The sequence below is a fragment of the Cupriavidus sp. 96C5-1 genome, from assembly GCF_057798855.1.
The window spans coordinates 98,584-123,170 of the sequence record NZ_JBYOJU010000017.1 but is presented as its reverse complement, the minus strand read 5'-3'; the positions used below and the strand labels follow the sequence as shown (position 1 = coordinate 123,170).

Sequence of the window (24,587 nt, the reverse complement as noted above, 5' to 3'; positions counted from 1 at the left end):
TGCACGGTGGCGGGCTCGCCGCTCAGCCGTGCCGGCCGGGTGTTCGGGCGCCGCATTCGGCGCAAACGCCGCTGACGGTGAGTTCCACATGCTCCACCGCGAAGCCGCTCGGGACCTTGGGCGCAGCTTGCGCCGGGACGCTGACGCCGTCCAGGCAGAAGGTGCGGTCGCAACGGTTGCAGTGGAAGTGGCTGTGCTGCCTGTGCACCTGCGCGCGCGCCGCCTCGTGTTCGACCAGGCTGAAGCGGAATACGCGGTCGGGACCGGCGCGCTTTTGCGACAGGCCCTGCTCCACCAGCCAGTCCAGCACGCGGTAGACGGTCACGCGGTCGATCGCTTCGCCGGCCGCCGGCAGGCGGTCGATCACGGCCTGGTGGGTCAGCGCTTCATCGCTGTCCATCAGGCAGGCCAGGATGGCAAGGCGCGGCTGGGTCACGCGGGCGCCCAGCTCGCGCAGGCGCTCGTGGGCTGCGTCCAGGGTGGCCGGCGCGGGCGTCATGGCGGGGAAAGGCATGGCCTGGGTGGGGGAGGGGCTGCTGCTCATGCACCGATTTAACCATAGGGCCAGCGGTGATGCAATTCAGTTGCGTCAACTGCGTACCCGCAAGCGATATTGGCGAGGGCGCGGCAAGGGGCGCGAGGCGCCAGCGCCACGCCGCCCGCCTGGTTTGCGTCTATCATCGCCAGCAGGCGGCACGGCAGGCGCATGGGCAGGCATGGGCGCCGCGGCGCAGCCCTATTTTCCGCCGCGCTTTCGTGCGCTACGAGGAGACCCAGCATGCAGAACGACGCCAGCGCCCTGCTGTTCCCCAATTTCGAACCCTTCCGCATGCAGATCGGCGACGTCGGCATCGCCGGCGTGCGCGGCGGTTCGGGCCCGCCCCTGCTGCTGCTGCACGGCCATCCGCAGAGCCACCTGATCTGGCACAAGGTGGCGCCGGCGCTGGCCGACCGTTTCACCGTCATCGCCACCGACCTGCGCGGCTATGGCAGCAGCAGCGCGCCGGCGGGCAGCGCCGGCCACGAGAACTACAGCAAGCGCGCGATGGCGCAGGACCAGGTGGAGGTGATGGCGCGCCTGGGCTTTACCCGCTTCGCGCTGTGCGCCCACGACCGCGGCGCGCGCGTGGCGCATCGTCTGTGCATGGACCACCCCGGCCGGGTCGCGCGCGCCATGCTGCTGGATATCGCGCCCACGCTGGCCATGTACGAGCGCACCAGCATGGCGTTTGCCGCCGCCTATTGGCACTGGTTCTTCCTGATCCAGCCGGCGCCGTTCCCGGAGACGCTGATCAATGCCGAGCCCGAGTTCTACCTCAACAGGCTGATGGGCCTGCGCCACGCCGGCCTGGGCCCCTTCGTGCCTGACGCCATGGCCGCCTATGCCGCCGCCATGCGGGATCCGGCCCATGTGCACGCCATGTGCGAGGACTACCGCGCGGCCGCCACCATCGATCTCGACCACGACCGCGCGGACCGCGAGGCCGGCCGTCTGCTCGGCTGTCCGCTGCGCGTGCTGTGGGGCGAGCATGGCGTGGTGGCGCGCTGCTTCGAGCCGCTGCCGCTGTGGCAGGAGGTGGCCGGCGATGTCAGCGGCCGGGCGGTCCCTTGCGGACATTACATTGCCGAGGAGGCGCCCGAGGTGCTGCAGGCGGAAATGCTAGCTTTCTTCTGCTGATCCTTTTTTGGGCTGGCTGAGGCGAGTTCGATACATTTGGCGTGGCGGGCCGATGAAATGTCTTAACGGGTTATTCCGGATATTTGCCACTTTTCGACATTGATAGCATTGCGCTCCGGTCGCGCGGCCCAAGCTGCGGCGGCCGTATGCGCTGTGCCCGCGTCATGGTCGGCGCTGCCGCCCGGATCGGGCCGGCGGCGCAGGGGCGGCCGCGCCCGACAGGGTGCGCCGCTCCGGCCGGGGCAGTGCCGGAACGGGAAAAGAAGGGTATCCAGGAGATAGCATGAAACGAGTTGCACAGTTTGTGGCTGCCGCGCTGACGGTCGGCATGATGGGAATGCACGCGGGCGCGCAGGCGCAGGAATACCCGGGCAGCAAGCCGGTCTCGGCGGTGGTGCCGTTCTCCGCAGGCGGCCCGACCGACAAGGTGGCGCGCGAACTGGTCATGATCATGTCCAAGCACCTGGGCACCACGATGGTGATCGAGAACCTGGGCGGCGCGGGCGGCACCATCGGCGCCAAGAAGGTGGCGCAGGCCAAGAACGACGGCTACACCATCCTGATCCACCATATCGGCATGTCGACCGCGCCGGCGCTGTACCGCAATCTCGGCTTCGATCCGCTCAAGGACTTCGAGACCATCGGCGAGATCGCCGACGTGCCGATGGTGATGGTCGGCAACAAGAACCTGCCGCCCGCCAGCTTCAAGGAGCTGTTGCCCTACATCAAGGCCAATGCCAGCAAGCTGTCGCTGGCCAACGCCGGCATCGGCTCGGCCTCGCACCTGTGCGGCCTGCTGTTCCTGAGCGCGATCCAGACCGATCTGACCACGGTGCCCTACAAGGGCACGGCGCCGGCGCTGACCGATATCCTGGGCGGCCAGGTCAACCTGATGTGCGACCAGACCACCAATATCGCCGGCCAGCTCAAGGCGGGGGCGCTCAAGCCCTATGCCGCCATGCAGAGCCGCCGCGTGGAGGCCTTCAAGGACATCCCGACCGCCGCCGAACAAGGCCTGCCGGGCGTCGAAGTGAAGATCTGGCACGCCATGTACGCGCCCAAGGGCACGCCCAAGCCGGTGGTGGACAAGCTCTCCGCCGCGCTGCAGAAGGCCGTGACGGACCCGACCTTCCGCGCCAAGATGGCCGAGCTGGGCGCCGAGGCCGTGCCGGCCCAGCGCGCCACACCGGAATCGCTGAAGACCTTCCTGGCGGGGGAAATCGGCAAGTGGTCCCCGGTGATCAAGAAAGCCGGCGTGTACGCGGACTGAACCGTCGGATCGGGGACACCGCCCCGACGCTGGCGTGGGAGAGGGAGGCGAACCGACAGTGCTGCAAAGCTTGTCAACAAAAAGGCCACGCGCGATGCGTGGCCTTTTTGCTTGTCCGTTCCCCCGCGGATACCCCGCCCGGGCGCGTGCGGTGGCAGCCTCGTATATAGTGGATCGAGTGCATCCGGCCCCGCATAGGACGCGGAGATAGCCTCTCGAAGCGGCCCTTGAATTCGGCCGCACCCGTCGCCACCTACCTCCCTGACATATTCTCGCGAAGCCATCATGGAACAGTATCACGGCACTACCATCGTCAGCGTCCGGCGCGGCAACCAGGTTGCAGTCGGGGGTGACGGCCAAGTCACGCTCGGCAATATCGTGATGAAGGGCACCGCACGCAAGGTGCGCCGCATCTATAACGGCAAGGTGCTGGTCGGCTTCGCCGGCAGCACCGCGGACGCCTTCTCGCTGCTCGACCGCTTCGAGGCCAAGCTGGAGAAGTACCAGGGCAACCTGACCCGCGCCGCCGTCGACCTCGCCAAGGACTGGCGTTCGGACCGCGCGCTGCGCCGGCTCGAGGCCATGCTGATCACGGCCGACCGCGACACCACCCTGGTGATCACCGGCAACGGCGACGTGCTCGATCCTGAGGGCGGCGTGGCCGCGATCGGCTCGGGCGGCGCCTATGCGCAGTCGGCCGCCAAGGCGCTGGTGGAAAACACCGAGCTGTCGCCCAAGGACATCGTGGAGAAGTCGCTGGGCATTGCCGGCGAGCTTTGCATCTACACCAACACCAACTTCGTCATCGAGACGCTGGAATGAGCGTCGGACGGCCGCGCAGTCCCCGGACGCGCGGCCGCCTGGGACCGGGGGCCGCCGCGCTCCGGCCCGTCTTCCACTGAACGGATACCATGTCGCATACCATGACCCCGTCGGAAATCGTTTCCGAACTCGACAAGCACATCATCGGCCAGACCAAGGCCAAGAAGGCGGTAGCGGTCGCGCTGCGCAACCGCTGGCGTCGCCAGCAGGTGGAAGAACCCCTGCGCCAGGAAATCACGCCCAAGAACATCCTGATGATCGGACCGACCGGCGTCGGCAAGACCGAGATCGCGCGCCGCCTGGCCAAGCTGGCCGACGCGCCCTTCATCAAGATCGAAGCCACCAAGTTCACCGAGGTGGGCTACGTCGGCCGCGACGTCGACACCATCGTGCGCGACCTTGCCGAGATGGCGGTCAAGCAGGCGCGCGAATCCGAAATGAAGAAGGTGCGCGCCAAGGCCGAGGACGCCGCCGAGGACCGCCTGCTCGATGTACTGCTGCCGCCGCCGCGCGATATCGGCTTCAACCAGCCCGAAGAGAAGGATTCCAACACCCGCCAGGTGTTCCGCAAGAAGCTGCGCGAAGGCCAGCTCGATGACAAGGAAATCGAACTCGAGCTCTCCGCCGGCGCCCCCAGCATGGACATCATGGGTCCCCCGGGCATGGAAGACATGACCGAGCAGATCCGCACCATGTTTGCCGGCCTGGGCCAGGGCAAGAAGGCGCGCCGCAAGATGAAGGTGCACGAAGCCTTCAAGCTGCTGATCGACGAGGAAGCCGCCAAGCTGCTCAACGACGAGGAGCTCAAGCACAAGGCCGTGGCCAATGTGGAGCAGAACGGCATCGTGTTCCTGGACGAGATCGACAAGATCGCCAGCCGCAGCGAAGTGGGCGGCGGAGAAGTGTCGCGCCAGGGCGTGCAGCGCGACCTGCTGCCGCTGGTCGAGGGCACCACGGTCAACACCAAGTACGGCATGATCAAGACCGATCACATCCTGTTCATCGCCTCGGGTGCGTTCCACCTGTCCAAGCCCAGCGACCTGATCCCCGAGCTGCAGGGCCGGTTCCCGATCCGCGTCGAACTGGAATCGCTGTCGGTGTCCGACTTCGAGGCCATCCTGACCCAGACCGACGCCAGCCTGACCAAGCAATACCAGGCGCTGCTGAGCACCGAGCAGGTGCAGCTGGTGTTCGCCCCGGACGGCATCCGCCGACTGGCGGAGATGGCTTTCTCGGTCAACGAGAAGGTCGAGAACATCGGTGCGCGCCGCCTGTACACGGTCATGGAGCGGCTGCTGGAGGACCTGTCCTTCCACGCCACCAAGTCCTCGGGCGAGACCGTCACCATCGATGCGGCTTATGTCGATGAACGCCTGGGCGACCTGGCGGGTAACGAAGACCTGTCGCGCTACGTGCTGTAAGCGGCAAGGCATGCGGGCGGCACCAGCCGCCGCAGGCAAAAGGGGCGCCACGGCGCCCCTTTTTGTCGTCTGTCGCATCCGTTCAGCGCGCGTGAAGGAGAAATGAAGGTCCGTGACTCACACTGGTAAGGCTGGTAAGCATTCGTAAGCACGCTGGTGCGTGCTGCAATGCAATGCCAAAGTGGCGGCGGCCCGATCGTGTGACCCGGCCAGCCGGTCAGCCCCCGCGCTTACCGCTTTGCATGCATCCATTCACCAACCAACCAGGCAGGAGAAACGAAATGAAACGCGAGCTACTGTCCTCGTTCGGCGTGCTGTGCGGCCTCGCCGCGGCAACCGTGTTCCTGTGCGCGCGGCCGGCGGCGGCGCCCTCGGTCACAACCCGTCCGGCGCCTGCGCCGGTGGCACGCAAGCTTGCGGTGCTGGCAGGCAAGGACCTCCCCGCGGTGGCGGATCTGGCCGTGCAGGCCGGCGATCTCGGCTCGCGGGCCGATCGCCATGCCAGCGATGCCCTGCACCTGGCGGCGCAAGGCCTGTCCCCGGAGGACGATCTGGGCTGGGACTACGTGCAACTGCGCCTCTGAGCGCGGTTCGCGGCCCCGGACGCTAGCGCGAAACCGGCCGTTTTCCCAGTTTGCGCTGCAGTGTGCGGCGGTGCATGTTGAGCGCGCGCGCGGTGGCGGAGATATTGCCGTCGTGTTCGGCCAGTACCCGCTGGATGTGCTCCCATTCCAGCCGGGCTACCGATAGTGGCACCGGTTCTTCCATGGCGGCTTCGGCCGCTTCCTCCGATACGCCCGCCATCAGCGCGGTCAGGATCGAATCCACATTGGCCGGCTTGGCCAGGTATTCGTCGGCGCCATGCTTGACCGCCGCCACCGCGGTGGCAATGCTGGCATAGCCGGTCAGCACCAGGATGCGCGCTTCGGGCAAGGCCGCCCGCAGGGGGCCGACCAGGTGCAGGCCGGACTCGGCCGGCGCGGTGCTGCCGGCTTCCGGGGGCGGGCTCAGGTGCAGGTCCAGCGTGACGTACTCGAACGGGGTTTGCGCGGCCAGGGCCAGCGCCTGCTGGCGGTTGTGCGCGATCTGCACCGCGTAGCCGCGGCGCGTCAGCGCGCGTGCCAGGGCGCCGGCGAATACGGCATCGTCGTCGACGACCAGGAAGGGGGCGGCATCGGTGACGCCGGGCTGTGCGCCATCGGCGGCGGGATCGTTCAAGGCGTCGGTCATCGCGGATTCGTGGTCAGGGGTGAAGCTGGCGGAGGCGCCGCCGGCAAGGGTTCCGGAGCGGGGGCGGGCAGGCGCAGCTCGGCCACGGTGCCGCCCTCGTGGTGGTCGTGCCAGGCCAGGCGGCCGCCCATCTGCTGGGCGGCGCTTTGCGCCAGGTACACGCCGATGCCCTGGCCGCCATGCATGCTGGCCATCGGGGCTTCTCCCAGCCGTGCGCGCTGCGCGGGCGGAATGCCGAGGCCGCGGTCGGTCACCCGGAAGGTCAGGGTTGGCGGCGTGCCATGGTCGTCCAGCGAGATCGCCAGCCGCAGGGGAATCTGCTCGCGCCCGGCAGCCAGCTGGCTGCGCGCGGCGTTATCCAGCAGGATCGTCAGGATCTGCCCGACGCGCGCCGCTTCCACGGGCAGGCCCGCGGCGTCGCCAATGGCGTTGGCTTCCAGCCGGGCATGCGGGTGGCGTAGCTGCCAGCGCTCGACATAGCCATCCAGCCACGCATCGATGCGCTGCGGCGCCGCGGTCTCGTGGTCGTCGCGCAGGCGGGCCAGGATGGACTTGCATAGCTCCAGTTGCTGCTCCATGGTCTGCAGGTCCGGCAGGTAGGCGGATACCCGCGTGGCGCCGAGGCGCGGGTCGGCCGCATCGGCGCGCAGCTCGCCGGCGATGACCGCCAGCGTGGCCAGCGGCGTGCCGATCTCGTGGGCCACCGCGGCGGCCTGGTCGTTGAGCGCCTCCACGCGCGCGTCGCGCAGCAATTGCTCGCGCGCCAGGTTCAGCTCGGCATCGCGCTGGCGCAGTACGCCGGACAGCCGCGACACGAATACCGCGATCATGGTGGCGCTGGCGACAAAGTTGAGCCACATGCCGGCCAGGTGGTAGTTGATGGCGTTGTCCGGGTTGTGCAGGTTCAGCGGCACGTACTCGATCAGCATCAGGCTGTAGCAGGCCAGCGCGTAGAAGGCCAGCGCCACCACGTGGCGCCACGGCAGGATGGCGGCGGCGATCGCCAGGCCGGGCAGGTAGAAGGAAACAAAGGGATTGGTGGCGCCGCCGGTGAAGAACAGGATGGCCGACAGCGCCGTCAGGTCGACCATCAACTGGCCCATCAACTCGGCATCGCCCGGCCTGGCCCCGCGGCCGGTGTGCTGGCGCAGGCGCAGGCCGGTCAGCAGGTTGAACAGCGCCTGCAGGCTGAAGATCGCCAGTAGCGGGCTGTAGGGCAGGATCACGCCAGCCACCGCCTCGCACGACACCAGCAGCGCCGCCTGGCCACCCAGCAGCGCCCAGCGCAGCCAGAACAGGCGGCGCAGGCTCACCAGGTTGTGGCGGACCGGGGTCGCGCCCTGTGCGGTGCTCGGATGGGGGATGACCGTGGCTGGCGGCACGGCGGCGGTGGTGTCCATGCCGCGAGTTTAACAACGACGGGGGCCCGGCCCCCCGTGTGCGACACCGTGCCGCATTGGTCGGTGCCGGGGGCGCTGCCAGACTGTGCGGTTATCTGCCGGGCGGGCATGGCCTGGGCCGGCATGGTCTAATGATTCTTTCGCGACATTCAGTGATTCAGTGGAGATGATCCCGATGCAAGCCAGATTCCTCGCCGCGGTGCCTGCCGCCCTGTTCGCCGCGCTGTGCTCGACCGCGGCCTTGGCCCAGGTCGATGTCAGCAACGCCTGGGCGCGCGGCACCGTGCCGGCGCAGACCGCCACCGGCGTCTTCATGACCCTGCATGCCCACACGCCCGCCAAGCTGGTCGGCGTGAGCACGCCGGCGGCGGCCACGGCCGAAGTCCATGAGATGAAGATGGATGGCAACGTGATGCGCATGCGCGCGCTCGGCGCGCTCGACCTGCCCGCCATGCAGGATGTCGAACTCAAGCCGGGCGGCTATCACGTGATGCTGATGGGCCTCAAGGCGCCGCTGAAGAAGGGCGACAAGGTGGCGCTCACGCTCAAGTTCGAGCAGGGCGGCAAGATGGTCGAACAGAAGGTCGACGCCGAGGTGCGCGACCTTGGCGCAGCGGCCCCGGCGGCCGGTGCCCACGGCGACCACAAGCACTGATGGGGCAAGGGGGCCAGCCCGGGTCCCCGTTGCTCTTTACGCCTCAGCTGCGCAGGCTGATCGCGTCGTCGGGCTCGTCCCCGGCGGCGACGGCGATCACCCGGTCGCGCAGCCAGGAGTGTCCCGGATCGGCATCGGTGCGGTCGTGCCAGATCAGGCTGAAGACAAAGCCCGGCAGCGGGAAGGGCGGCTCGAACACGGCGAAGCGCGGATCCTCCTCGAACGCCGCCAGGCTGCGGCGCGCCGTGGTCAGGACCAGGTTGGTGCCGGCGATCAGGGCCGGCGCCACGCTCCAGTGGGGCAGCACGCAGGCGATCTTGCGCCGCCCGCCCGCCTTGGCCACGGCCGCGTCGATGGCGTCCACGCGCTCGCTGTGGGTGGCCACCAGCACATGCGAGCGGGCCAGGTAGGCGACCTGGTCGAGCTTGCCCAGGCCGCGTACCGTGGCCGCGTCCACCATGCATGCATAGGTCTCCTCGAACAACGCCGTGGTGCGCACACCCTCCGGAGGTGGCCCGAACACGCCCAGCGCCAGGTCGATTTCGCCATCCGCCACCTTGGCTGTCATGGCCTCGCGGCTGGCCTGGCTGACCACCAGGTCGATTCCCGGCGCGACCTTGCGCACCGCACGCAGCAGGCCGGGCAGCAGCGCCATGGCGCCGTAGTCGGACATGGCCAGCCGGAAGCTGCGGCGCGCGGTGGCGGGCTGGAAGCCGGACGGCCCCAGCAGGATACGCACCTGCGCCAGCGCTTCGGCCAGCGGTCCGGCCAGTTCGTGGGCACGCGCGCTGGGCACCAGGCCACCCTGGCCGCGCACCAGCAGCGGGTCGTCCAGCAATTGGCGCAGGCGGCCCAGCGCATGGCTGACGGCGGGCTGGCTCAAGTGCAGCCGCAGCGCCGCGCGCGAGATATGTCGTTCGGCCAGCAGTGCTTCCAGCACCACCAGCAGGTTCAGGTCGATACCGCGTAGATCATTCATGCGGCGCATATTAACCCTATGAAACGAGAATTGGAAATTCGCGGTGCAATATTTCACACTGAGGCGATCGATCAAGCCTTTGTGGAGATGTCCCGATGCCAGGTTTTAGCAGCGTTTCCCCGGCCTATGCCGGCCTTGTTCCCGTGCTGGTTGCGATTGCAGCCGGGTCCGTGATTCCCTTCCAGGCGGGCGCCAATGCCCTGCTCGGGCGCAGCCTGGGCCACCCGCTGTGGGCGACCGTGGCCTCGCTGCTGGTCAGCCTGGCGGTGGTGCTGCCGCTGTTGATGCTGCTCAAGGCGCCTTTTCCGGCACTTGCCGCGGCGGCGCGCGGGCCGGCCTGGATCTGGGCCGGCGGCGTGGCGGGTGTGTTCTATATTTCGGCGGCACTGGTGCTGGCCCCGCGCCTGGGTGCCGGCGGCTTTATCGCCGCGGTGGTGGCGGGGCAGATGGTGGGGGCATTGCTGCTCGACCAGTTCGGCCTGGCCGGTTTCGCGGCGCGAGCCGTGACGCCGGGCCGGCTGGCCGGCGCCCTGCTGGTGGTGCTGGGGGTGGTGGTGATGCAGTACGCCGGGGGCGCCGCGCCGCGGCCCGCGCCCGCGCAGGCCGCGGGTTGATCAGCCTTCCTCCGCTACCCTGCCGGCGTCCTGCCGGCGCCGGGCGAGGCAGGCGGGGCACAGGCAATGCTGGCCAGGCACGATGCGGCGCGCGGGCAGCAGCGGCTGGCTGGCGCACCAGCACTGCGGCAGGCCGGCCGCATAGCCGCACACAAAGCCCGCGCCGCAAGCGCTGCAATGCTCGACGGGACGCAATTGCCCGGTCAGCACGGTGCGCGGATCGCTCATGGCTGGTTCCTGGGCGGCTCGTCTTCCTGCCCCAGCCGGCTCATGGCGGCGCGCATCAGGCGCATCTGGGCGGAAAAGTTGGTGCAGGCGTCGCAGATGGCGATATGGCCGCGCATGCGCACGCGCTCGATCCAGCTCAAGGGGCGGTCCATCCCCTCCATCGTCAGGCGGTGGATTTCACGGCAGTTCGGCAGCAGGGAGCGGCGGGGTGGCGTATCTGGCATGTCTTCCTTCGGTGGGACGCTCGGGGGCGTGGCAGCTTGCCCGGCTGCTCCGGCCCGGCGGATCGGGTCAGGTCATACGGTCACGCCTTGTGCCCGAACCAGTTGAGTTCCAGGCACTCGCGCAGGCGCATGCGGGCGCGGTACAGCATGACCCAGGCATTGGTCGTCGTGATCTCCAGTTCCTGACAGATTTCCTCGGTTTCCAGCTCCAGCCATTCCCGCATCATGAAAATCCGCCCGATCTTGGCGGGCAGCTTGTCCACGCACAATTGCAGGATCTCGAAGAATTCGCGGCGCTCCAGCGTGCGGTCGGGGTTGCCCCAGTCGGACGGCGGCGTATGGTAATGGCCATTCTTGGTGAAAAGGGCATCGAACGCGTCGAGATCGGACTGCCCTTCGCCATCGTCGTCGCCGCCGCCCAGGGTCAGGCGGACCTCGCGCCGGCCGCTGCGCAGCGTGTCGATGATCTTGTGCTTGAGGATGCCGATCAGGTAGGTCTTCAGCGCGGACTGGCCGGCAAAACGCTCCGGGTGCTCCAGCGCGGCCACCAGGGTGTCGGAGACGGTGTCCTCGGCCAGCGCTTCGTCGCGCAGCTGCAGGCGCGCGAAGCGCAGCAGATGGGGGCGCACTGCGTTCAGGTCGTCGGGGTGCAGGCTCATGTTCTTGCCGCGGTTGCGTGCGTTGTTACGTGCGCTGTTACGTGATGAGGCGACGGTTAGAAGCTGTTACCGACTGTTGACAGACTGTTGCGCGGATAGAACGGCATGGTGCGCTGCGGGACGCATGCACCGGTTTTGAGCCCCCTCGCGCCACCGTCCGCACGCGTGCGGCGCGGTTTCTTGTAAAATCTGCGCCTGCCGCGGCCGGAGGTGGCGAATTCGGGGCCAGAAAACCTGGAACCAGTTGCCCGCCACCGGTCAGAATTGCCATGATACCTGTTGAATCTCACGGATGTCCCTTGCCATGAACGCCGACACCCCTGGGCCTGCCGCTACCGCGGTGGCCGCAATTGCCCCAGCCCTCAAGGCCGAAATCCTTGCCGAGGCGCTGCCCTATATCCGCAAGTTTCACGGCAAGACCATTGTGGTCAAGTACGGCGGCAACGCCATGACCGAGGAAAAGCTCAAGCACGGCTTCGCGCGCGACGTGATCCTGCTCAAGCTGGTTGGCATGAACCCGGTCGTGGTCCACGGTGGTGGCCCGCAGATCGACGAGGCCCTGAAGAAAGTCGGCAAGGTCGGCACCTTCATCCAGGGCATGCGCGTCACCGATGAAGAGACCATGGAAGTGGTCGAATGGGTGCTGGGCGGTGAAGTGCAGCAGGACATCGTCATGCTGATCAACCAGTACGGCGGCCAGGCCGTGGGCCTGACCGGCAAGGACGGCGGCCTGATCCGCGCCAAGCGCCTGAAGATGCCGGACCGCGAGAACCCGGGGGCCTTTATCGATATCGGCTACGTGGGCGATATCGAGGCGATCAACCCGGCGGTGGTCAAGGCCTTGCAGGACGATGCCTTCATCCCGGTGATCTCGCCGATCGGTTTCTCCGACGACGGCCAGGCCTACAATATCAACGCCGATGTGGTGGCGGGCAAGATGGCCGAGATCCTCAAGGCCGAGAAGCTGGTGATGATGACCAACATCCCGGGTGTGATGGACAAGGCCGGCAACCTGCTGACCGACCTGTCGGCGCGCGAGATCGAGGAACTGTTCGCCGACGGCACCATCTCCGGCGGCATGCTGCCCAAGATCTCGTCGGCGCTGGACGCGGCCAAGAGCGGCGTCAATTCGGTGCACATCATCGACGGCCGCATCGAACACTCGCTGTTGCTCGAAATCCTGACCGAACAGGCGTTCGGCACCATGATCCGTTCGCACTAGAACGCATCCCCCGGCAGCGCGCGCCGCGCGCTGCCGCCTCACCCCTCTTTCTTTCCCGCGTGCCACCTATTTCACCGCCCTTGCGCCGCAGCCTGCGCGGTGCGCGCCGACGCCGCCCTGCGGGCGACAATTCCGGCCGCACGGTCTGGCTGTTTGACCTCGACAACACGCTGCACGACGCGTCGCACGCGATCTTTCCCGCTATCAACCAGTTGATGACGGCGTATGTCGCGCGCGTGCTGGGCAGCGACGAGGCCACCGCCAGCGAGGTACGGGTCAAGTACTGGCAGCGCTATGGCGCGACCCTGCTCGGCATGATCCGCCATCACGGCGTGGACCCGGCCGACTTCCTGCGCGCCGCGCACGACTTCCCGCAACTGGCGGAGATGGTGCGGGTGCAGCGCGGCCTGGTCGCTCACCTGCGCCGCCTGCCGGGCCGCAAGATCCTGGTGACCAATGCGCCGGAGCATTACGCGCGTGCGGTGATGCGCGTGGCGGGTATCCAGCATTGCTTCGAGCGCGTGGTAGCGATCGAGGACATGTGGGTGCACGGCCACCTGCGGCCCAAGCCGGACCGGCGCATGCTGCGCCGCCTGCTGGTCCAGCAAGGCGTGGCGCCGCACCGCGCGGTGCTGGTGGAGGACACGCTCTCCCATCTCAAGCGCTATGCTGGCACCGGCATCCGCACCGCCTGGGTGACGGGCTATCTGCGCACGCTGGCGCCGTCGCGCCCGCACGACGTGCCGATGCCCGCCAATGCCGCGGTGGCCGGCGTCAGCGGCGACACTGTGCTGCGTACCACGCTGGACGCGGAAAACCGGCGGCATGCCGGCCATGCCGCGCAGGAGCATTCGGTAACGCTGGTGGCGGCCGAGACGCAGGACCCGCCGTCGCGGCCGCAAGGCGCGACGGCGCCGCAGGCGCTGCCGGCATCGGCACCGCGCGTGCGGGCGCGCATCGTAAATCGCCCCGGCTATGTGGACGTAAAAGTACAATCCATGCATCAACTCCAACGACGAATTCGGAGAATCGGGTCATGATGCACAGTAATGGTCGCCCGCCGGGCGCGGTTCCCGCCGCCGGCGGGACAGGCGTGGACGCCGACGAGGCGCCGCCACGCAAGCGCCCGCGTCCGGGCGAAAGGCGCGTGCAGATCCTGCAGACGCTGGCCGGGATGCTGGAAGTGCCGCGCGGGGAAAAGATCACCACCGCGGCGCTGGCCGCCAAGCTCAGCGTTTCAGAGGCGGCGCTGTACCGCCATTTCGCCAGCAAGGCGCAGATGTTCGAGGGCCTGATCGGCTTTATCGAGCAGACCGTATTCGGCCTGATCAACCAGATCACCACCCAGGAAGAGCATGGCCTGCGCCAGGCGCACGCGGTGGTGCGCATGCTGCTGTCCTTTGCCGAGAAAAACCCCGGCATGACGCGTGTGCTTACCGGTGAAGCACTGGTGGGCGAGCACGATCGCCTGCAGGAGCGCATCAACCAGCTAGTGGACCGCATCGAGGCCTCGCTGCGCCAGTGCCTGAAGATCGCCATCAGCCAGGGCGCCTTCCCATCCGACACCGACGTGCCGGTGCGCGCGGCGCTGATCGTGGCGACCGTGCAGGGCCTGTGGCACCGCTATGCCAAGAGCGGCTTCCGCAAGCTGCCGAGCGAGAACGCGGACGCGCAGTTGCGGGTGTTGCTGGGCTAATCGCGCCTGCCGGCAAAGCTGAGGCACTGGCCGAAGCCGGCAGGATGCGCCAGTGCGGCCTGCGGCGCCCGAGGGTTGTCACTCCCTCTCCCCCGGCCTTCCTCCCAGCCGGGACACAAGTGCAAGCGCGCAGCACCGATGCGGCGTTGCCGGCAGCATCAGGCCGCCGGCACATGGATGCTGGCCTTGATGTGCTTCAGGTTGGCCACGATGGTGAAGGTCATCACGATCAGCAGCGACCACGAACTCCATTTGCCCACATGCACCGCCGACCACGCGCCGAGCTGGTTGGGGTAGCGCCATACCGCGAAGAACGTGCTGATGTTCTCCGCGATCCAGACGAACAGGCCGATCAGTACGAAAGCCAGCAGCAGCGGCATCTCGCGCTCGCGGTCCAGCGGCCGGAAGCGCACGGTGGCGCGCGCATACAGCCCCGCGATGCCGCAGGCCAGGTACCAGCGGAAGTCGCCGATAAAGTGGTGGGTGAAGAAGTTCGCGTACACCAGCGCCGCCATCAGGCCCGCCATCCAGTATGGCGGGTGATGCCGCACGCGCACGTCCAGGATGCGCCAGGCCTGGATGATGTAGCTGCCCACCGCCGCGTACATGAAGCCCGAGAACAGCGGCACGCCCAGTACCTTGGTGTAGGCGAAGTCCGGATAGCTCCACGACTGGATGCCGCCTGACGTCTTGAATACCTCCAGCGCGAAGCCCACTACGTGGAACAGGCTGATGGCCTTGAGTTCGTCCAGCGTTTCCAGCCGCGCCCAGACCATCGCCGCCTGGATGCCGAGCGCTGCCGCCAGCAGCAGGTCGTAGCGCGGGATGCCCAGCCAGCCGCCGCGCGGCACGGCGAAGACGGCCAGGAAGAACAGCCCCGCGAACAGGCAGGAGCGGGCCTCCTTGACGCCGAAGGCCAGGAACTCGCACAGCGCGCGTGCGGTGCCGGCCAGAGCGAGGCCAGGGCGCGGCGCGGTCAGGAAGCGGTCGAGCCGGTTGTGCGAGGGGCCTGGGCCGCCGGGCGGCCCAAGGCGCGGGTCGAGTGTGTCGAGCAGGTCGGGCATCTGCGTGGCGCGGGTGGTCATGGCGGTTTCAATCCGCACTGGCGCGCGCGGTCGCCATGGCCGCACCCTGCTGGAGCGGCTGCTTGCGATCGAGCCGCTGGCGCAGCGCGGCGCCGAGCGTGGCCAGCGTCAGCATCGGCAGCCCGATCCACAGGCATTCCAGCCACAGGCGGGCTGTGCCGAACAGTCCCGCGCCGGTCAGCGGCAGCGGCCGCCACGGCAGGGTCACGCGCCGGTCCAGCAGCGGATAGAACAGCGCCGTGCCGATGCCGCGGTCGGTCAGCAGGTCCAGCAGCGGGTGCGAGGCGGCGCTGGCGGCGATAAACAGGAAGGCGATGCCGCGCCGCCAGCCGCAGCGCCGCGCCGCCAGCGCGGCCAGCAGCCCGAGCGCCAGCGCGAAGCCGATCGAATGGGTCAGGCCGCGATGGCCCAGCACGCTGCTGTAGCGCACGCCGGCATACCAGACGTTGAGCATGTCGGCATCGGGCAGGATGCTGGCGGCGACGCCGGCCAGCATCAGGCTTGCCGGTACCCGGTGCCGGCCCAGCGCGGCGGCCAGGGCGAGCGGCGGAGCGCAGTGGAGGTAGGTGGGCATGATGCGCGCCGCCGGCTCAGCTTTGCACGGCGGGGGCGTCGGCGGCGGGCTTGTCGCGCAGCGGCTGCCAGGCGGCGCCCGCAGCGTACCAGTCGATGCGCCGGGTCATCACCATGATGGCGGCCAGGATCACGAACAGCAGCAGCGAACCCAGCATCAGCGCGTTGTCTTCCGACAGCAGCAGGCCATAGAGCGCGCCATACAGCACGGTCAGCAGCGCGGCGAAGGCCAGCCCGCGCCGCCAGCTCTGCAGCACGAAGGACAGGTAGAAGCCCAGCAGCCCGATGCAGGCGGCGCTGGCGGCGAGGTAGGCCAGCGCGAAGGCGATATGCTCCGACAGGCTCAGCAGCAGCAGGAAGAACACCGCCAGCGCCAGGCCCACCAGCAGGTACTGGATGGGATGGATGCGCAGCCGCTTGACCAGCTCGAACATAAAGAAGCCGGCGAAGGTCAGCAGCACGAACAGCGCGCCGTACTTCACCGCGCGTTCCGCCTGCAGGTAGATGTTGACCGGATCGATCAGCGTCACCGAAACCGTCTCCAGCATGCCGTCGCCGGTGCCCGCGAGCTGGCCGCGGACCTTGGTGTTGTACGAGGTCACGCTCCAGTTGCTGCGGAAGCCTTGCGCATCCACGGTGCGGGTGCGCGGCAGGAAATCGCCGTCGAAGCTCGGATGCCGCCATGCGGAGGTGAGCGCAATGTCGTTCTGGTCGGCCACCGGGGCAAAGGCCAGCGATTGCGCGCCGAGCAGCGGCAGGGTCAGCGAGAACGGCACCACGCGCTGTGCCTGCGCGGACCGGCCATCCAGGCCGGGTTTCGCGGCCTTGACGGGCGGCAGGTCGATCTCCGCGTGCAGGCCCTGCGTCAGGCTCTTCAGCCGCACGCCTTGCTCCAGCTTCAGCGGCTTGCCGTCGAGCTCGAAGGTGGGCGCCGCCATCAGGCCGCGCGTGTCGCTGATGCCGATCGCGATATAGGGCTGTCCCACCTCAAAGCCGACGTGGCCCGCGGATTTCGGCAGCGCGCCCGGATCGGGCAGTTCGATGGTGCCCTGCCAGCGGCTCTGCATCTCGTACACCAGCACCTTGTGGATGCCGCGGTAGCGCTCGCTCGGCGTTACCTCCCCGTTGATGCGCAGGGTCTTGGGGAAGGCCAGCACCTGCAGGGCCTCGGCCTGCAGCACGGTGGCATTGGGCCGCTTCGGGTCGCTGTTGTCGGCCACGCGCAGGATTTCCTTGTACGGCAGCACCAGCACCGGGCCGGTCAGGGTCTGCTGGCCGGCGTAGCTCTGCCAGACGCTGTGCACGGCTTCCTCGCGGAAATGCTTGCGGTCTTGCACCGCGTTGCCGACAAGGTGCAGCGGGATCAGGATCAGCAGGATCAGCACTGCGGTGATGGCGGACTTGCAGAGAAGGATTCGGTTCATGGCGGCAGGCGCGCGGGAGTCACGATGCCGCCAGCTTAGGACCGCCATGTGAGGTGCCGGGGAAGCCCGCGTGAAGCCTGTGTGTGGCGAACGTGAAGCCGCCCTGCTGGCTTCGACGCCGGCAGGCCCCTAGGCCGCGGGCAGGGTCAGCGTGGCGCAGGCTCCGCCCTCGGCCCGGTTGGCCAGCGCAACCTCGCCGTGATGCAGGGTGGCGATCTCGCGCACGAAGCACAGGCCCAGGCCGGTGCTCTTGTCCTGCCCGCCGGGGCGCGGCAGCGAGTAGAAACGCTCGAACAGGCGGGGCAGGGCATAGTCGGGAATGCCGGGACCGTGATCGGTGATCCGCAGGGCAATGGTGTCTGCGGGATCGCCGCGGCGCTCGACGGCGATTTCCACCACGCTCGCTTCCGGGGCGAAATCGAGCGCGTTCTCCAGCAGGTTGGACAGTGCCTGGTGCAGCAGGAAGCGGTCGCCCTTCACCATGGGCGCGGGCTGGGCCGGCGGCAGCAGGCGCAAGGCCAGCCCGCGCTGGCGCGCGCGCGGCTCCAGCTCCTGCAGCAGCTGCCCGATCAGCGGTACCAGCGCGACCGGCTCGTGGGTCTCCAGGCTCTGCCGCTGTTCCAGCGCCGCCAGCGCCAGCAGCTTGCGGATCATTTCCTCCAGCCGTTGCGCCTGCCGCCGGATATTGGCGACGAAGCGGTTGCGGTCGGCGGCGGGCATGTCTTCCTGCAGCAGTTCGGCGGCGCCGCTGATGGCCGCCAGCGGGCTCTTCATCTCATGCGTGAGCGTGTGGATATAGTGTTCGACATACTGCTTGTCCTCGAGCCGCAGCCGCATGCTTTCCACCGAGCGGCCCAGCTCGGCCAGCTCGCTCGCACCGCGCAGCGGCATCTCGGCGCGCTCGCCGGCGGCCACCGCGCGCGCATAGCGCTGCAGGCGGCGCAGCCCGTGCACCAGCCAGAGCGTGCAGACCAGCCCGATCACGAAGGCGCCGCCCATCAGCAGCAGGCCGCTCTGCAGGATCTTGCGCTGGCTGCGTTCGATGAAGGGCGCCATGGTCACGTTGGGCTTGGCCACGGTGAGCACGCCGATGGTCTTGTCGCCGTCGCGGATGGGCGCCGCCACGTGCATCACCGTGCTGGCGTCGTCTTCGGGGTTGCTGCGCGTGCTGCGCGCGCCGTATTCGCCCCGCAGGGTGCGGTAGACGTCGTTCCAGCGCGAGTAGTCGGCGCCGACCGCGGCCTCGCCGGAATCGAAGCGCACGATGCCGCGCTGGTCGGTGATGTAGATGCGGTAGCCCACCGCATTCTTGTGCATGCCCCACACATTGGCGTCGACCTTGTCGCCGCGCAGCCGCGCCAGCCGCCGCGCGAAGCTGCCGTCGGCGATGCGGCCGTTCTTCATGTCGTCGGCGGCCAGCACCGCCAGCACGTGCGCGGTGTCGACCAGCGTGTCTTCCATGGCCTGGCGCACGCCCGGCTTGACCTCCTGCACGAATACCCGCAGCGTGAGGAAGGCGGCCAGCCCGACGATCAGGAAAAAGCCGAAGAAGATGCGAAGCCCGATATGCATGTGTGGCCGTAGGTCCGGTGCGGGAGGGAAGGGTTCAGGGCTCGAGCGAGTAGCCCATGCCGCGATGCGTGCGGATCGGGTCGCAGTCGGGGTCGAGCGCGCGCAGCTTGGCGCGCACGGTCTTGATGTGGGTGTCGACGGTGCGGTCGATGGTGTCGATGGCGTCGTGCCAGACCAGCTCCATCAGCTGCGCGCGCGAATAGATGCGCCCGGGCTGGCGCAGCAGCAGCGCCAGCAGCCGGTATTCGTAGCGGGTGAGGTCCAGCCATTGCCCGCGCCAGGCCAGGCGCGCACCGTCCGCGTCCAGCGTGAAGCCTTGCGCCGGCGCGCCGGCGGGTGCCTGCGCCGCCGGCGGCTGGGCGGCGCGCAAGCCGGTGCGCCGCAGGATCACGCGCACGCGCGCGGCCAGTTCGCGCGGCGAGAAGGGCTTGACCACGTAGTCGTCGGCGCCGATCTCCAGCCCGACGATGCGGTCGATCTCCTCGTTGCGCGCGGTGAGGAAGATGACCGGCACATCGGAGAAGGTGCGCAGCGTGCGGCAGACCTCGAAGCCGTTGATGTCGGGCAGGCCGACGTCGAGGATCACCAGGTCGGGCGCCTGCGCCCGCAGGCGTTCCAGCGCGGCGCCGCCAAGCGCGCAATGCTCGACCGCCATGCCGTCGGTCGAGAGCGCATAGAGGATGGTGTCCGCGATCGCGGATTCGTCTTCGATGACCAGGATATTGGGTGGTTTCGTCAAGGCAGGGCTCGGTTCCGGATTGGCTATGCAGCGATGCGCCGCCGCCGGCGCTCTTGTTTGCTCTATAATAAGCGGGTCGCGCCGATTTGATGACTGGCTTGCGGGCGCGCGGCGGCATGGTAACCCCTGAAGTATTGTCCTGGGGGAATCCGGCAGCCAATATAAATGCGGCTAAAGAGGTGGGTCGGTTCCCTGCCACGCAAGGCACCGACACGCGGGAATCAAGGCCCGTGCAAAACCCGATTTGGCTGCGCCGTCGTTCATGCCATGTGCATGCAACGTCCAAGCAATGCCGGTCGGGTTTTTTTATGCCCGTTCGCCGACGGGCCGATTCCATGACAGACGTAGCTCCGCCTCCTGCCGTGCTGGACCTGCCGACCGATTCGGTCGGCATCGTCACGCCGCAGCGCATGCATTTCTCCGAGCCGTTGAAGCTGCGCAACGGCACCTCGCTCGCCGACTACGACCTGATGGTCGAGACCTACGGCACGCTCAACGCCGCGCGCTCCAATGCCGTGCTGGTGTGCCATGCGCTCAATGCCTCGCACCACGTGGCCGGCGTGTATGCGCACGACCTGCGCGACGTGGGCTGGTGGGACAATATGGTCGGCCCCGGCAAGCCCCTCGATACCAACCGCTTTTTCGTCATCGGCGTCAACAACCTCGGCTCCTGTTTCGGCTCGACCGGGCCGATGAGCCCCAACCCCGCCACCGGCCAGCCGTACGGCGCGCTGTTTCCGGTGGTCACTGTCGAGGACTGGGTCAATGCACAGGCGCGCGTGGCCGATGCCTTCGGAATCGGCCAGTTCGCCGCGGTGATGGGCGGCAGCCTTGGCGGCATGCAGGCGGTGGCCTGGAGCCTGATGTATCCGCAGCGGCTGCGCCACTGCATCGTGGTGGCCTCCACGCCCAAGCTGTCGGCGCAGAACATCGCCTTCAACGAGGTGGCGCGCAGCGCCATCCTGTCGGACCCGGACTTCCACGGCGGCAACTACTACGCGCATGGCGTGAAGCCCAAGCGCGGGTTGCGCGTGGCGCGCATGATCGGCCATATCACCTACCTGTCCGACGAGGACATGGCGGAGAAATTCGGCCGCGAGCTCAAGACCGACGATATCCGCTTCTCCTTCGATGTCGAGTTCCAGGTGGAGAGCTACCTGCGCTACCAGGGCGACAAGTTCGCCGAGTACTTCGACGCCAATACCTATCTGCTGATCACGCGCGCACTCGATTACTTCGATCCGGCGCTGGCCTTCGGCGGCGACCTCACGCGCGCGGTGGCGCAGACGCAGGCCAGCTTCCTGGTGGCCAGCTTCACCACCGACTGGCGCTTCGCGCCCAACCGCAGCCGCGAACTGGTCAAGGCGCTGCTCGACAACAAGCGACCGGTCAGCTACGCCGAGATCGACGCGCCCCATGGCCACGACGCCTTCCTGCTGGACGACCCGCGCTATCACAACCTGATGCGCGCCTACTACGAACGCATCGCCGAGGAGATAGGCGCATGAATGCCGCGGCCAACCCCAATATCCTGGCGCTGCGCCCCGACTTCCGCGCCATCGCGCGCTGGATCGAACCCAACTCCACCGTGCTCGACCTGGGCTGCGGCGACGGCAGCCTGCTGCGCGTGCTGCAGGACGAGCTCGACGTGCAGGCCTACGGCATCGAGATCCGCGACGAGGGCGTGCTGGCCTGCGTGGAGAAGGGCGTCCACGTGATCCAGCAGAACCTGGAAGGCGGCCTGGCGCTGTTCGAGGACAAGAGCTTCGATACCGTGATCCTGTCGCAGACGCTGCAGACCATCCACAACACCGCGCAGGTGCTGCGCGACACGCTGCGGGTGGGGCGCGAATGCATCGTGTCCTTCCCCAACTTCGGCTACCTGCCGCACCGGCTGTCGGTGTTTCGCGGACGCATGCCGGTGTCGGAGTCGCTGCCTTACCAGTGGTATGACACGCCCAACGTGCGCGTGCTGACCATCAGCGATTTCGAGGCATTGGCGCCCAAGGTCGGGCTGCGCATCCTCGATCGCGTGGTGATGCACGAAGGCGTGACCGTCAACTGGGGGGTGAACTGGCGCGGCAGCCTGGCGGTGTACCGCGTCTGTTCCACCTGAGCGGGAAGCCGGCCGCCGCCAGCCCGGCGGCCGGCTTCCCTCAGCCGCCTGCCGTGCCGTTTTCCAGCGCGGCCTGCGCCACCAGGTGATCGACGAAGGCGCGCACCTTGGGCGCAAGGTGGCGGGTCGGCGTATAGACCGCGAACGCGGTACCCACATAGGGTTCCAGGATTTCCCAGTCGTCCAGCACGGTCACCAGGCTGCCTGACGCCAGCGCCGCGGTGGCCGAGAAGTCGGGCACCAGCCCGATGCCGCCGCCGGCCTGCGCCATGGCGACGATGGCCGCGCTGTTGTTCAGCGTGGCCCGCGGCGGGATGCGCAGCGTCACGGCCTGCCCGTCGCCTTGGTGCCGCAGGCTCCAGCGTTCGCCGAAGGCGCCGTAGCCAAGATACAGACAGCGATGGTCCGCCAGCGCCGCCGGCGCCGGCGGCGTGCCATGCCGCGCCAGCCAGCCGGGCGACGCCACCAGCCGGTAGCGCACCGCGCGGATTGGGCGCGCCGCCAGCTCCGGCGCCAGTTCGCGCGCGATGCGGATGGCCACGTCGATGCCTTCCTCCACCAGGTCCACCATGCGGTCGGCCAGCGTCAGCTGCAGCTCCAGCGCCGGGAAGCGGTCCAGCAGGACCGGCAGCCGCGGCGCCAGCCAGGCCTGCCCGAATGCCACCGGCGCGCTGACCCGCAGCAAGCCATGCGGCGTGCCGCCGTGGTCGCCGGCCAGGGTGTTCACCTCTTGCGCGGCCGCCACCATGCGCGCGCAGGCGGCATGCACGGCCTGCCCCAGCTCGGTCAGCGAGAAGGCGCGCGTGGTCCGTTGCAGCAAGCTGCCGCCGATAGCCGCCTCCAGGCGCGTCACGTGCCGGCTCACCGCCGAAGGCGTCATGCCGAGCTCGCGGGCGGCGGCCGAAAAGCTGCCGCATTCCACCACCCGGGCGAATACCGCCATGGCATTCAGATGGGCGACCGGCATGGCGCTGTCTCCTGGATTCGTGATCAGAGATCAAATAGTAATTGCTCTGAGGATGGATTGTTGATCTGGATGCATTGGTGGAACAATGACGTCCATCGGTGAGCAGTGCAGGAGACACGACATGACGATCAATGCAGGTACCGCCGCGGCGCAGGCCGGCACCCCGGCCTCCCCGGCCAGCGAACCCGCCCGGCGCGGCGGCGCGTGGCGGATGGTGGCCGCCATGGCCCTGTCGGGCACCATCGGCTGGTTCGTGGTGACCAGCGGGCAGCCGCCGCTCGACGTGGTGTTCTTCCGCTGCCTGTTCGGCGGCGCGGCGCTGCTGGGCACGCTGGCCCTGCGCCGGGGCTGGCGGCCCATGCGCGCTCGCGACTGGGGCTGGCTGGCGCTCGGCGGCGTCACGCTGATCCTTAACTGGCTGGCTCTGTTTTCGGCCTATGCCTATAGCGGCATCTCGGTGTCCACCGTGGTCTATCACACCCAGCCTTTCTTCCTGCTCCTGCTGGCGGCGCTGTTCCAGCGCGAGGCCATCCCGCCCGGGCGGCTGGCCTGGCTGGTGCTGGCCTTTGGCGGCGTGGTGCTGATCACGGGGCTGGAGCATGGCGGGGCGGATGGCGGCATGCTGTCCGGGGTCGGGCTGGCGATGCTGGCGGCCTTGCTGTACGCCGTCACCACCATGGCCACGCGCCGCCTCAAGGGGATTCCGGCCGGGCAGATCGCGGGTTTGCAGATGGCGATGGGGGTGGTGTTGCTGTTCCCCCTGGCGCACCCGGCCGCCGCGACCTTCGGCGCACGCACCTGGGGCGCGCTGCTGGCATTGGGCCTGGTGCATACCGGGGTGATGTACACGCTGTTGTACGGCGCCTTCCAGCGCCTCAACGTGCTGTCGATCGCCACACTGTCCTTTGTCTACCCGCTGGTGGCCATCGTGATCGACGTACTGGTGTTCGGCGTGGTGCTCACGCCGCTGCAGCTGGCGGGCATGGCGCTGATCCTGCTGGCGGTGATCGGCAACCAGCTGGGCTGGAATCCGCTGCGGCGGGGGCGCGCGGCCAGGGGCTGAGACGGACTGCGCCGGATTGGAAGTGGTGCCCGGTTGACGCACCCGGCGCATGGTCGCGGTTTGGCGTATTATCGAACGATCGTACTTTTTTGATCTTCAGCCATCATGTCCAACACGCCCGCCGCCAGCCAGTCCGTCCATGCCTTCGATCACGCGCTCGCGCTCGAGCCGGCAGGCGACAACCTGTTCCACGGCCGCACCACGCCGGCCTACTGGAACATGATCGGCCCGTTCGGCGGCATCACCGCGGCCACGCTGTTGCAGGCCGTGCTGCAGCATCCGGCCCGGCTCGGCGATCCGTCCGCGCTGACCGTCAACTTTGCCGGCCCGATCGTGGAAGGGCCGTTCGTGATCGAGGCGCGTCCGGTGCGCACCAACCGCAACACCCAGCACTGGTCCATCGAGCTGCGCCAGGGAGACGAAGTGGCGACCACCGCCACCGCCTTCTTCGCGGTGCGCCGCGAGACCTGGGACTGCGGCGAGGCCGTGTTTCCGCAGGTGCCGCCCGCCAGCGACATCGCGCCGATGGCGGGGTTCGCGCCGGTGCGCTGGCTGGACGCCTATGAATTGCGGCCGGTGCGCGGCGCCAAGCCGAATGTCGAGGCGGGCACCGAGAACCCGGACAGCCTGACGCAGTTCTGGCTGCGCGACGCGCCGGCGCGGACACCGGACTTTGCCGCGGTGGCGGCATGGTGCGACACGTTTTACCCGCGCATCTTCCTCAAGCGCGCCGGCTTCGTGCCGGCCGGGACGGTCTCGCTGACCACGTATTTCCATGCCGACGCGCCCACGCTGGCCGCGCTGGGCGGCAGCCATGTGCTGGGCAGCGCCCAGGCCCAGGTGTTCCGCCAGGGCTTCTTCGACCAGAGCGCGCAGATCTGGAGCCCGCGGGGCGAACTGCTCGCGACCTCGCACCAGATCGTCTACTACAAGCAGTAGGCGCGCGGCCA

Annotated in this window: 27 protein-coding genes; 14 read left to right on the top strand and 13 right to left on the bottom strand. The window is 68.4% G+C overall.

Features of this window, described 5'->3' with window-relative positions; genetic code table 11:
- Positions 1–22: 22 nt before the first annotated feature.
- Positions 23–544, bottom strand: a complete 522-nt coding sequence (locus AC3FOF_RS19765) for a Fur family transcriptional regulator (RefSeq protein WP_488727544.1) — start codon at positions 542–544, stop codon at positions 23–25.
- Between the two features lie 234 nt (positions 545–778).
- Between AC3FOF_RS19765 and AC3FOF_RS19760 the strand changes: the two genes are divergently transcribed.
- The 5 genes from AC3FOF_RS19760 (at position 779) to AC3FOF_RS19740 (ending at position 5,775) form a co-directional block, all read left to right on the top strand.
- The gene (locus tag AC3FOF_RS19760; protein ID WP_488727543.1) at positions 779–1,678 is read left to right on the top strand and encodes an alpha/beta fold hydrolase; all 900 of its coding nucleotides are present in this window, start codon (positions 779–781) and stop codon (positions 1,676–1,678) included.
- 283 nt (positions 1,679–1,961) lie between these two features.
- Positions 1,962–2,948, top strand: a complete 987-nt coding sequence (locus tag AC3FOF_RS19755) for a tripartite tricarboxylate transporter substrate-binding protein (RefSeq protein WP_276266070.1) — start codon at positions 1,962–1,964, stop codon at positions 2,946–2,948.
- A 285-nt stretch (positions 2,949–3,233) separates the two neighbouring features.
- On the top strand, positions 3,234–3,770 hold the full coding sequence (hslV, locus tag AC3FOF_RS19750; protein WP_006162714.1) for an ATP-dependent protease subunit HslV: 537 nt from the start codon (positions 3,234–3,236) through the stop codon (positions 3,768–3,770).
- A gap of 89 nt (positions 3,771–3,859) precedes the next feature.
- Entirely contained in the window at positions 3,860–5,191 is a 1,332-nt protein-coding gene (hslU, locus tag AC3FOF_RS19745) for an ATP-dependent protease ATPase subunit HslU (RefSeq protein WP_017230355.1), read from the top strand.
- Positions 5,192–5,472: 281 nt separating this feature from the next.
- Complete coding sequence (locus tag AC3FOF_RS19740; protein ID WP_017230354.1) at positions 5,473–5,775, top strand: hypothetical protein; 303 nt, start codon at positions 5,473–5,475, stop codon at positions 5,773–5,775.
- A 22-nt stretch (positions 5,776–5,797) separates the two neighbouring features.
- Here the strand turns inward: AC3FOF_RS19740 and AC3FOF_RS19735 are convergent, their stop codons facing one another.
- Both AC3FOF_RS19735 and AC3FOF_RS19730 read right to left on the bottom strand, forming a co-directional pair.
- On the bottom strand, positions 5,798–6,421 hold the full coding sequence (locus AC3FOF_RS19735) for a response regulator transcription factor (RefSeq protein ID WP_276266069.1): 624 nt from the start codon (positions 6,419–6,421) through the stop codon (positions 5,798–5,800).
- Positions 6,418–7,821: an ATP-binding protein gene (locus AC3FOF_RS19730; RefSeq protein ID WP_488727542.1), complete on the bottom strand. Its 1,404-nt coding sequence runs from the start codon at positions 7,819–7,821 to the stop codon at positions 6,418–6,420. The genes AC3FOF_RS19735 and AC3FOF_RS19730 overlap by 4 nt, the downstream gene beginning before the upstream one ends.
- A gap of 175 nt (positions 7,822–7,996) precedes the next feature.
- On the opposite strand from AC3FOF_RS19730, the gene AC3FOF_RS19725 reads away from it, so the two are divergent.
- Positions 7,997–8,476, top strand: a complete 480-nt coding sequence (locus AC3FOF_RS19725; protein WP_488727541.1) for a copper chaperone PCu(A)C — start codon at positions 7,997–7,999, stop codon at positions 8,474–8,476.
- A 43-nt stretch (positions 8,477–8,519) separates the two neighbouring features.
- Here the strand turns inward: AC3FOF_RS19725 and AC3FOF_RS19720 are convergent, their stop codons facing one another.
- On the bottom strand, positions 8,520–9,455 hold the full coding sequence (locus AC3FOF_RS19720; RefSeq protein ID WP_276266066.1) for a LysR family transcriptional regulator: 936 nt from the start codon (positions 9,453–9,455) through the stop codon (positions 8,520–8,522).
- Positions 9,456–9,550: 95 nt separating this feature from the next.
- Between AC3FOF_RS19720 and AC3FOF_RS19715 the strand changes: the two genes are divergently transcribed.
- Complete coding sequence (locus AC3FOF_RS19715) at positions 9,551–10,069, top strand: DMT family transporter (RefSeq protein WP_488727540.1); 519 nt, start codon at positions 9,551–9,553, stop codon at positions 10,067–10,069.
- On the opposite strand, the gene AC3FOF_RS19710 is transcribed toward AC3FOF_RS19715, so the two are convergent.
- From AC3FOF_RS19710 to AC3FOF_RS19700, 3 genes are all read right to left on the bottom strand, one after another.
- Positions 10,070–10,297, bottom strand: coding sequence for a cysteine-rich CWC family protein (locus tag AC3FOF_RS19710; protein ID WP_276266885.1), 228 nt, complete (start codon positions 10,295–10,297; stop codon positions 10,070–10,072). It abuts the gene before it with no gap.
- The gene (locus AC3FOF_RS19705; protein WP_035809951.1) at positions 10,294–10,521 is read right to left on the bottom strand and encodes a zf-HC2 domain-containing protein; all 228 of its coding nucleotides are present in this window, start codon (positions 10,519–10,521) and stop codon (positions 10,294–10,296) included. Before AC3FOF_RS19705 ends, AC3FOF_RS19710 begins: the two co-directional genes overlap by 4 nt.
- Positions 10,522–10,601: 80 nt before the next feature.
- Positions 10,602–11,180: a sigma-70 family RNA polymerase sigma factor gene (locus AC3FOF_RS19700; protein ID WP_488727539.1), complete on the bottom strand. Its 579-nt coding sequence runs from the start codon at positions 11,178–11,180 to the stop codon at positions 10,602–10,604.
- Positions 11,181–11,472: 292 nt separating this feature from the next.
- Here AC3FOF_RS19700 and argB point away from each other — a divergent pair, with 292 nt between their 5' ends.
- From argB to slmA, 3 genes are read left to right on the top strand one after another with little or no spacing between them, the layout of a single operon-like run.
- Complete coding sequence (argB, locus tag AC3FOF_RS19695; RefSeq protein ID WP_017226062.1) at positions 11,473–12,402, top strand: acetylglutamate kinase; 930 nt, start codon at positions 11,473–11,475, stop codon at positions 12,400–12,402.
- A gap of 59 nt (positions 12,403–12,461) precedes the next feature.
- Entirely contained in the window at positions 12,462–13,442 is a 981-nt protein-coding gene (locus tag AC3FOF_RS19690) for a pyrimidine 5'-nucleotidase (protein WP_346430329.1), read from the top strand.
- Positions 13,439–14,098, top strand: a complete 660-nt coding sequence (slmA, locus tag AC3FOF_RS19685; RefSeq protein WP_488727538.1) for a nucleoid occlusion factor SlmA — start codon at positions 13,439–13,441, stop codon at positions 14,096–14,098. The genes AC3FOF_RS19690 and slmA overlap by 4 nt, the downstream gene beginning before the upstream one ends.
- Positions 14,099–14,256: 158 nt before the next feature.
- On the opposite strand, the gene AC3FOF_RS19680 is transcribed toward slmA, so the two are convergent.
- The 5 genes from AC3FOF_RS19680 to creB form a co-directional block, all read right to left on the bottom strand.
- Complete coding sequence (locus AC3FOF_RS19680; protein ID WP_035809173.1) at positions 14,257–15,078, bottom strand: DUF817 domain-containing protein; 822 nt, start codon at positions 15,076–15,078, stop codon at positions 14,257–14,259.
- A 112-nt stretch (positions 15,079–15,190) separates the two neighbouring features.
- Positions 15,191–15,757, bottom strand: coding sequence for a metal-dependent hydrolase (locus tag AC3FOF_RS19675; RefSeq protein WP_488727537.1), 567 nt, complete (start codon positions 15,755–15,757; stop codon positions 15,191–15,193).
- Positions 15,758–15,773: 16 nt separating this feature from the next.
- The gene (gene creD / locus AC3FOF_RS19670; protein ID WP_488727536.1) at positions 15,774–17,180 is read right to left on the bottom strand and encodes a cell envelope integrity protein CreD; all 1,407 of its coding nucleotides are present in this window, start codon (positions 17,178–17,180) and stop codon (positions 15,774–15,776) included.
- 129 nt (positions 17,181–17,309) lie between these two features.
- Positions 17,310–18,752, bottom strand: a complete 1,443-nt coding sequence (gene creC / locus AC3FOF_RS19665) for a two-component system sensor histidine kinase CreC (protein WP_488727535.1) — start codon at positions 18,750–18,752, stop codon at positions 17,310–17,312.
- Positions 18,753–18,786: 34 nt separating this feature from the next.
- The gene (gene creB / locus AC3FOF_RS19660) at positions 18,787–19,491 is read right to left on the bottom strand and encodes a two-component system response regulator CreB (protein WP_276266847.1); all 705 of its coding nucleotides are present in this window, start codon (positions 19,489–19,491) and stop codon (positions 18,787–18,789) included.
- Between the two features lie 335 nt (positions 19,492–19,826).
- Between creB and metX the strand changes: the two genes are divergently transcribed.
- Together metX and metW are read left to right on the top strand one after the other, a co-directional pair.
- Complete coding sequence (gene metX / locus AC3FOF_RS19655) at positions 19,827–20,999, top strand: homoserine O-succinyltransferase MetX (RefSeq protein WP_035807871.1); 1,173 nt, start codon at positions 19,827–19,829, stop codon at positions 20,997–20,999.
- Positions 20,996–21,607: a methionine biosynthesis protein MetW gene (metW, locus tag AC3FOF_RS19650; protein WP_017225260.1), complete on the top strand. Its 612-nt coding sequence runs from the start codon at positions 20,996–20,998 to the stop codon at positions 21,605–21,607. Before metX ends, metW begins: the two co-directional genes overlap by 4 nt.
- A gap of 40 nt (positions 21,608–21,647) precedes the next feature.
- On the opposite strand, the gene AC3FOF_RS19645 is transcribed toward metW, so the two are convergent.
- Positions 21,648–22,574, bottom strand: coding sequence for a LysR family transcriptional regulator (locus AC3FOF_RS19645; protein ID WP_488727534.1), 927 nt, complete (start codon positions 22,572–22,574; stop codon positions 21,648–21,650).
- A 211-nt stretch (positions 22,575–22,785) separates the two neighbouring features.
- Between AC3FOF_RS19645 and AC3FOF_RS19640 the strand changes: the two genes are divergently transcribed.
- On the top strand, positions 22,786–23,637 hold the full coding sequence (locus tag AC3FOF_RS19640; protein WP_276266855.1) for a DMT family transporter: 852 nt from the start codon (positions 22,786–22,788) through the stop codon (positions 23,635–23,637).
- Positions 23,638–23,742: 105 nt separating this feature from the next.
- Positions 23,743–24,576, top strand: coding sequence for a thioesterase family protein (locus tag AC3FOF_RS19635; RefSeq protein WP_017231304.1), 834 nt, complete (start codon positions 23,743–23,745; stop codon positions 24,574–24,576).
- The last annotated feature ends 11 nt before the right edge of the window (positions 24,577–24,587 follow it).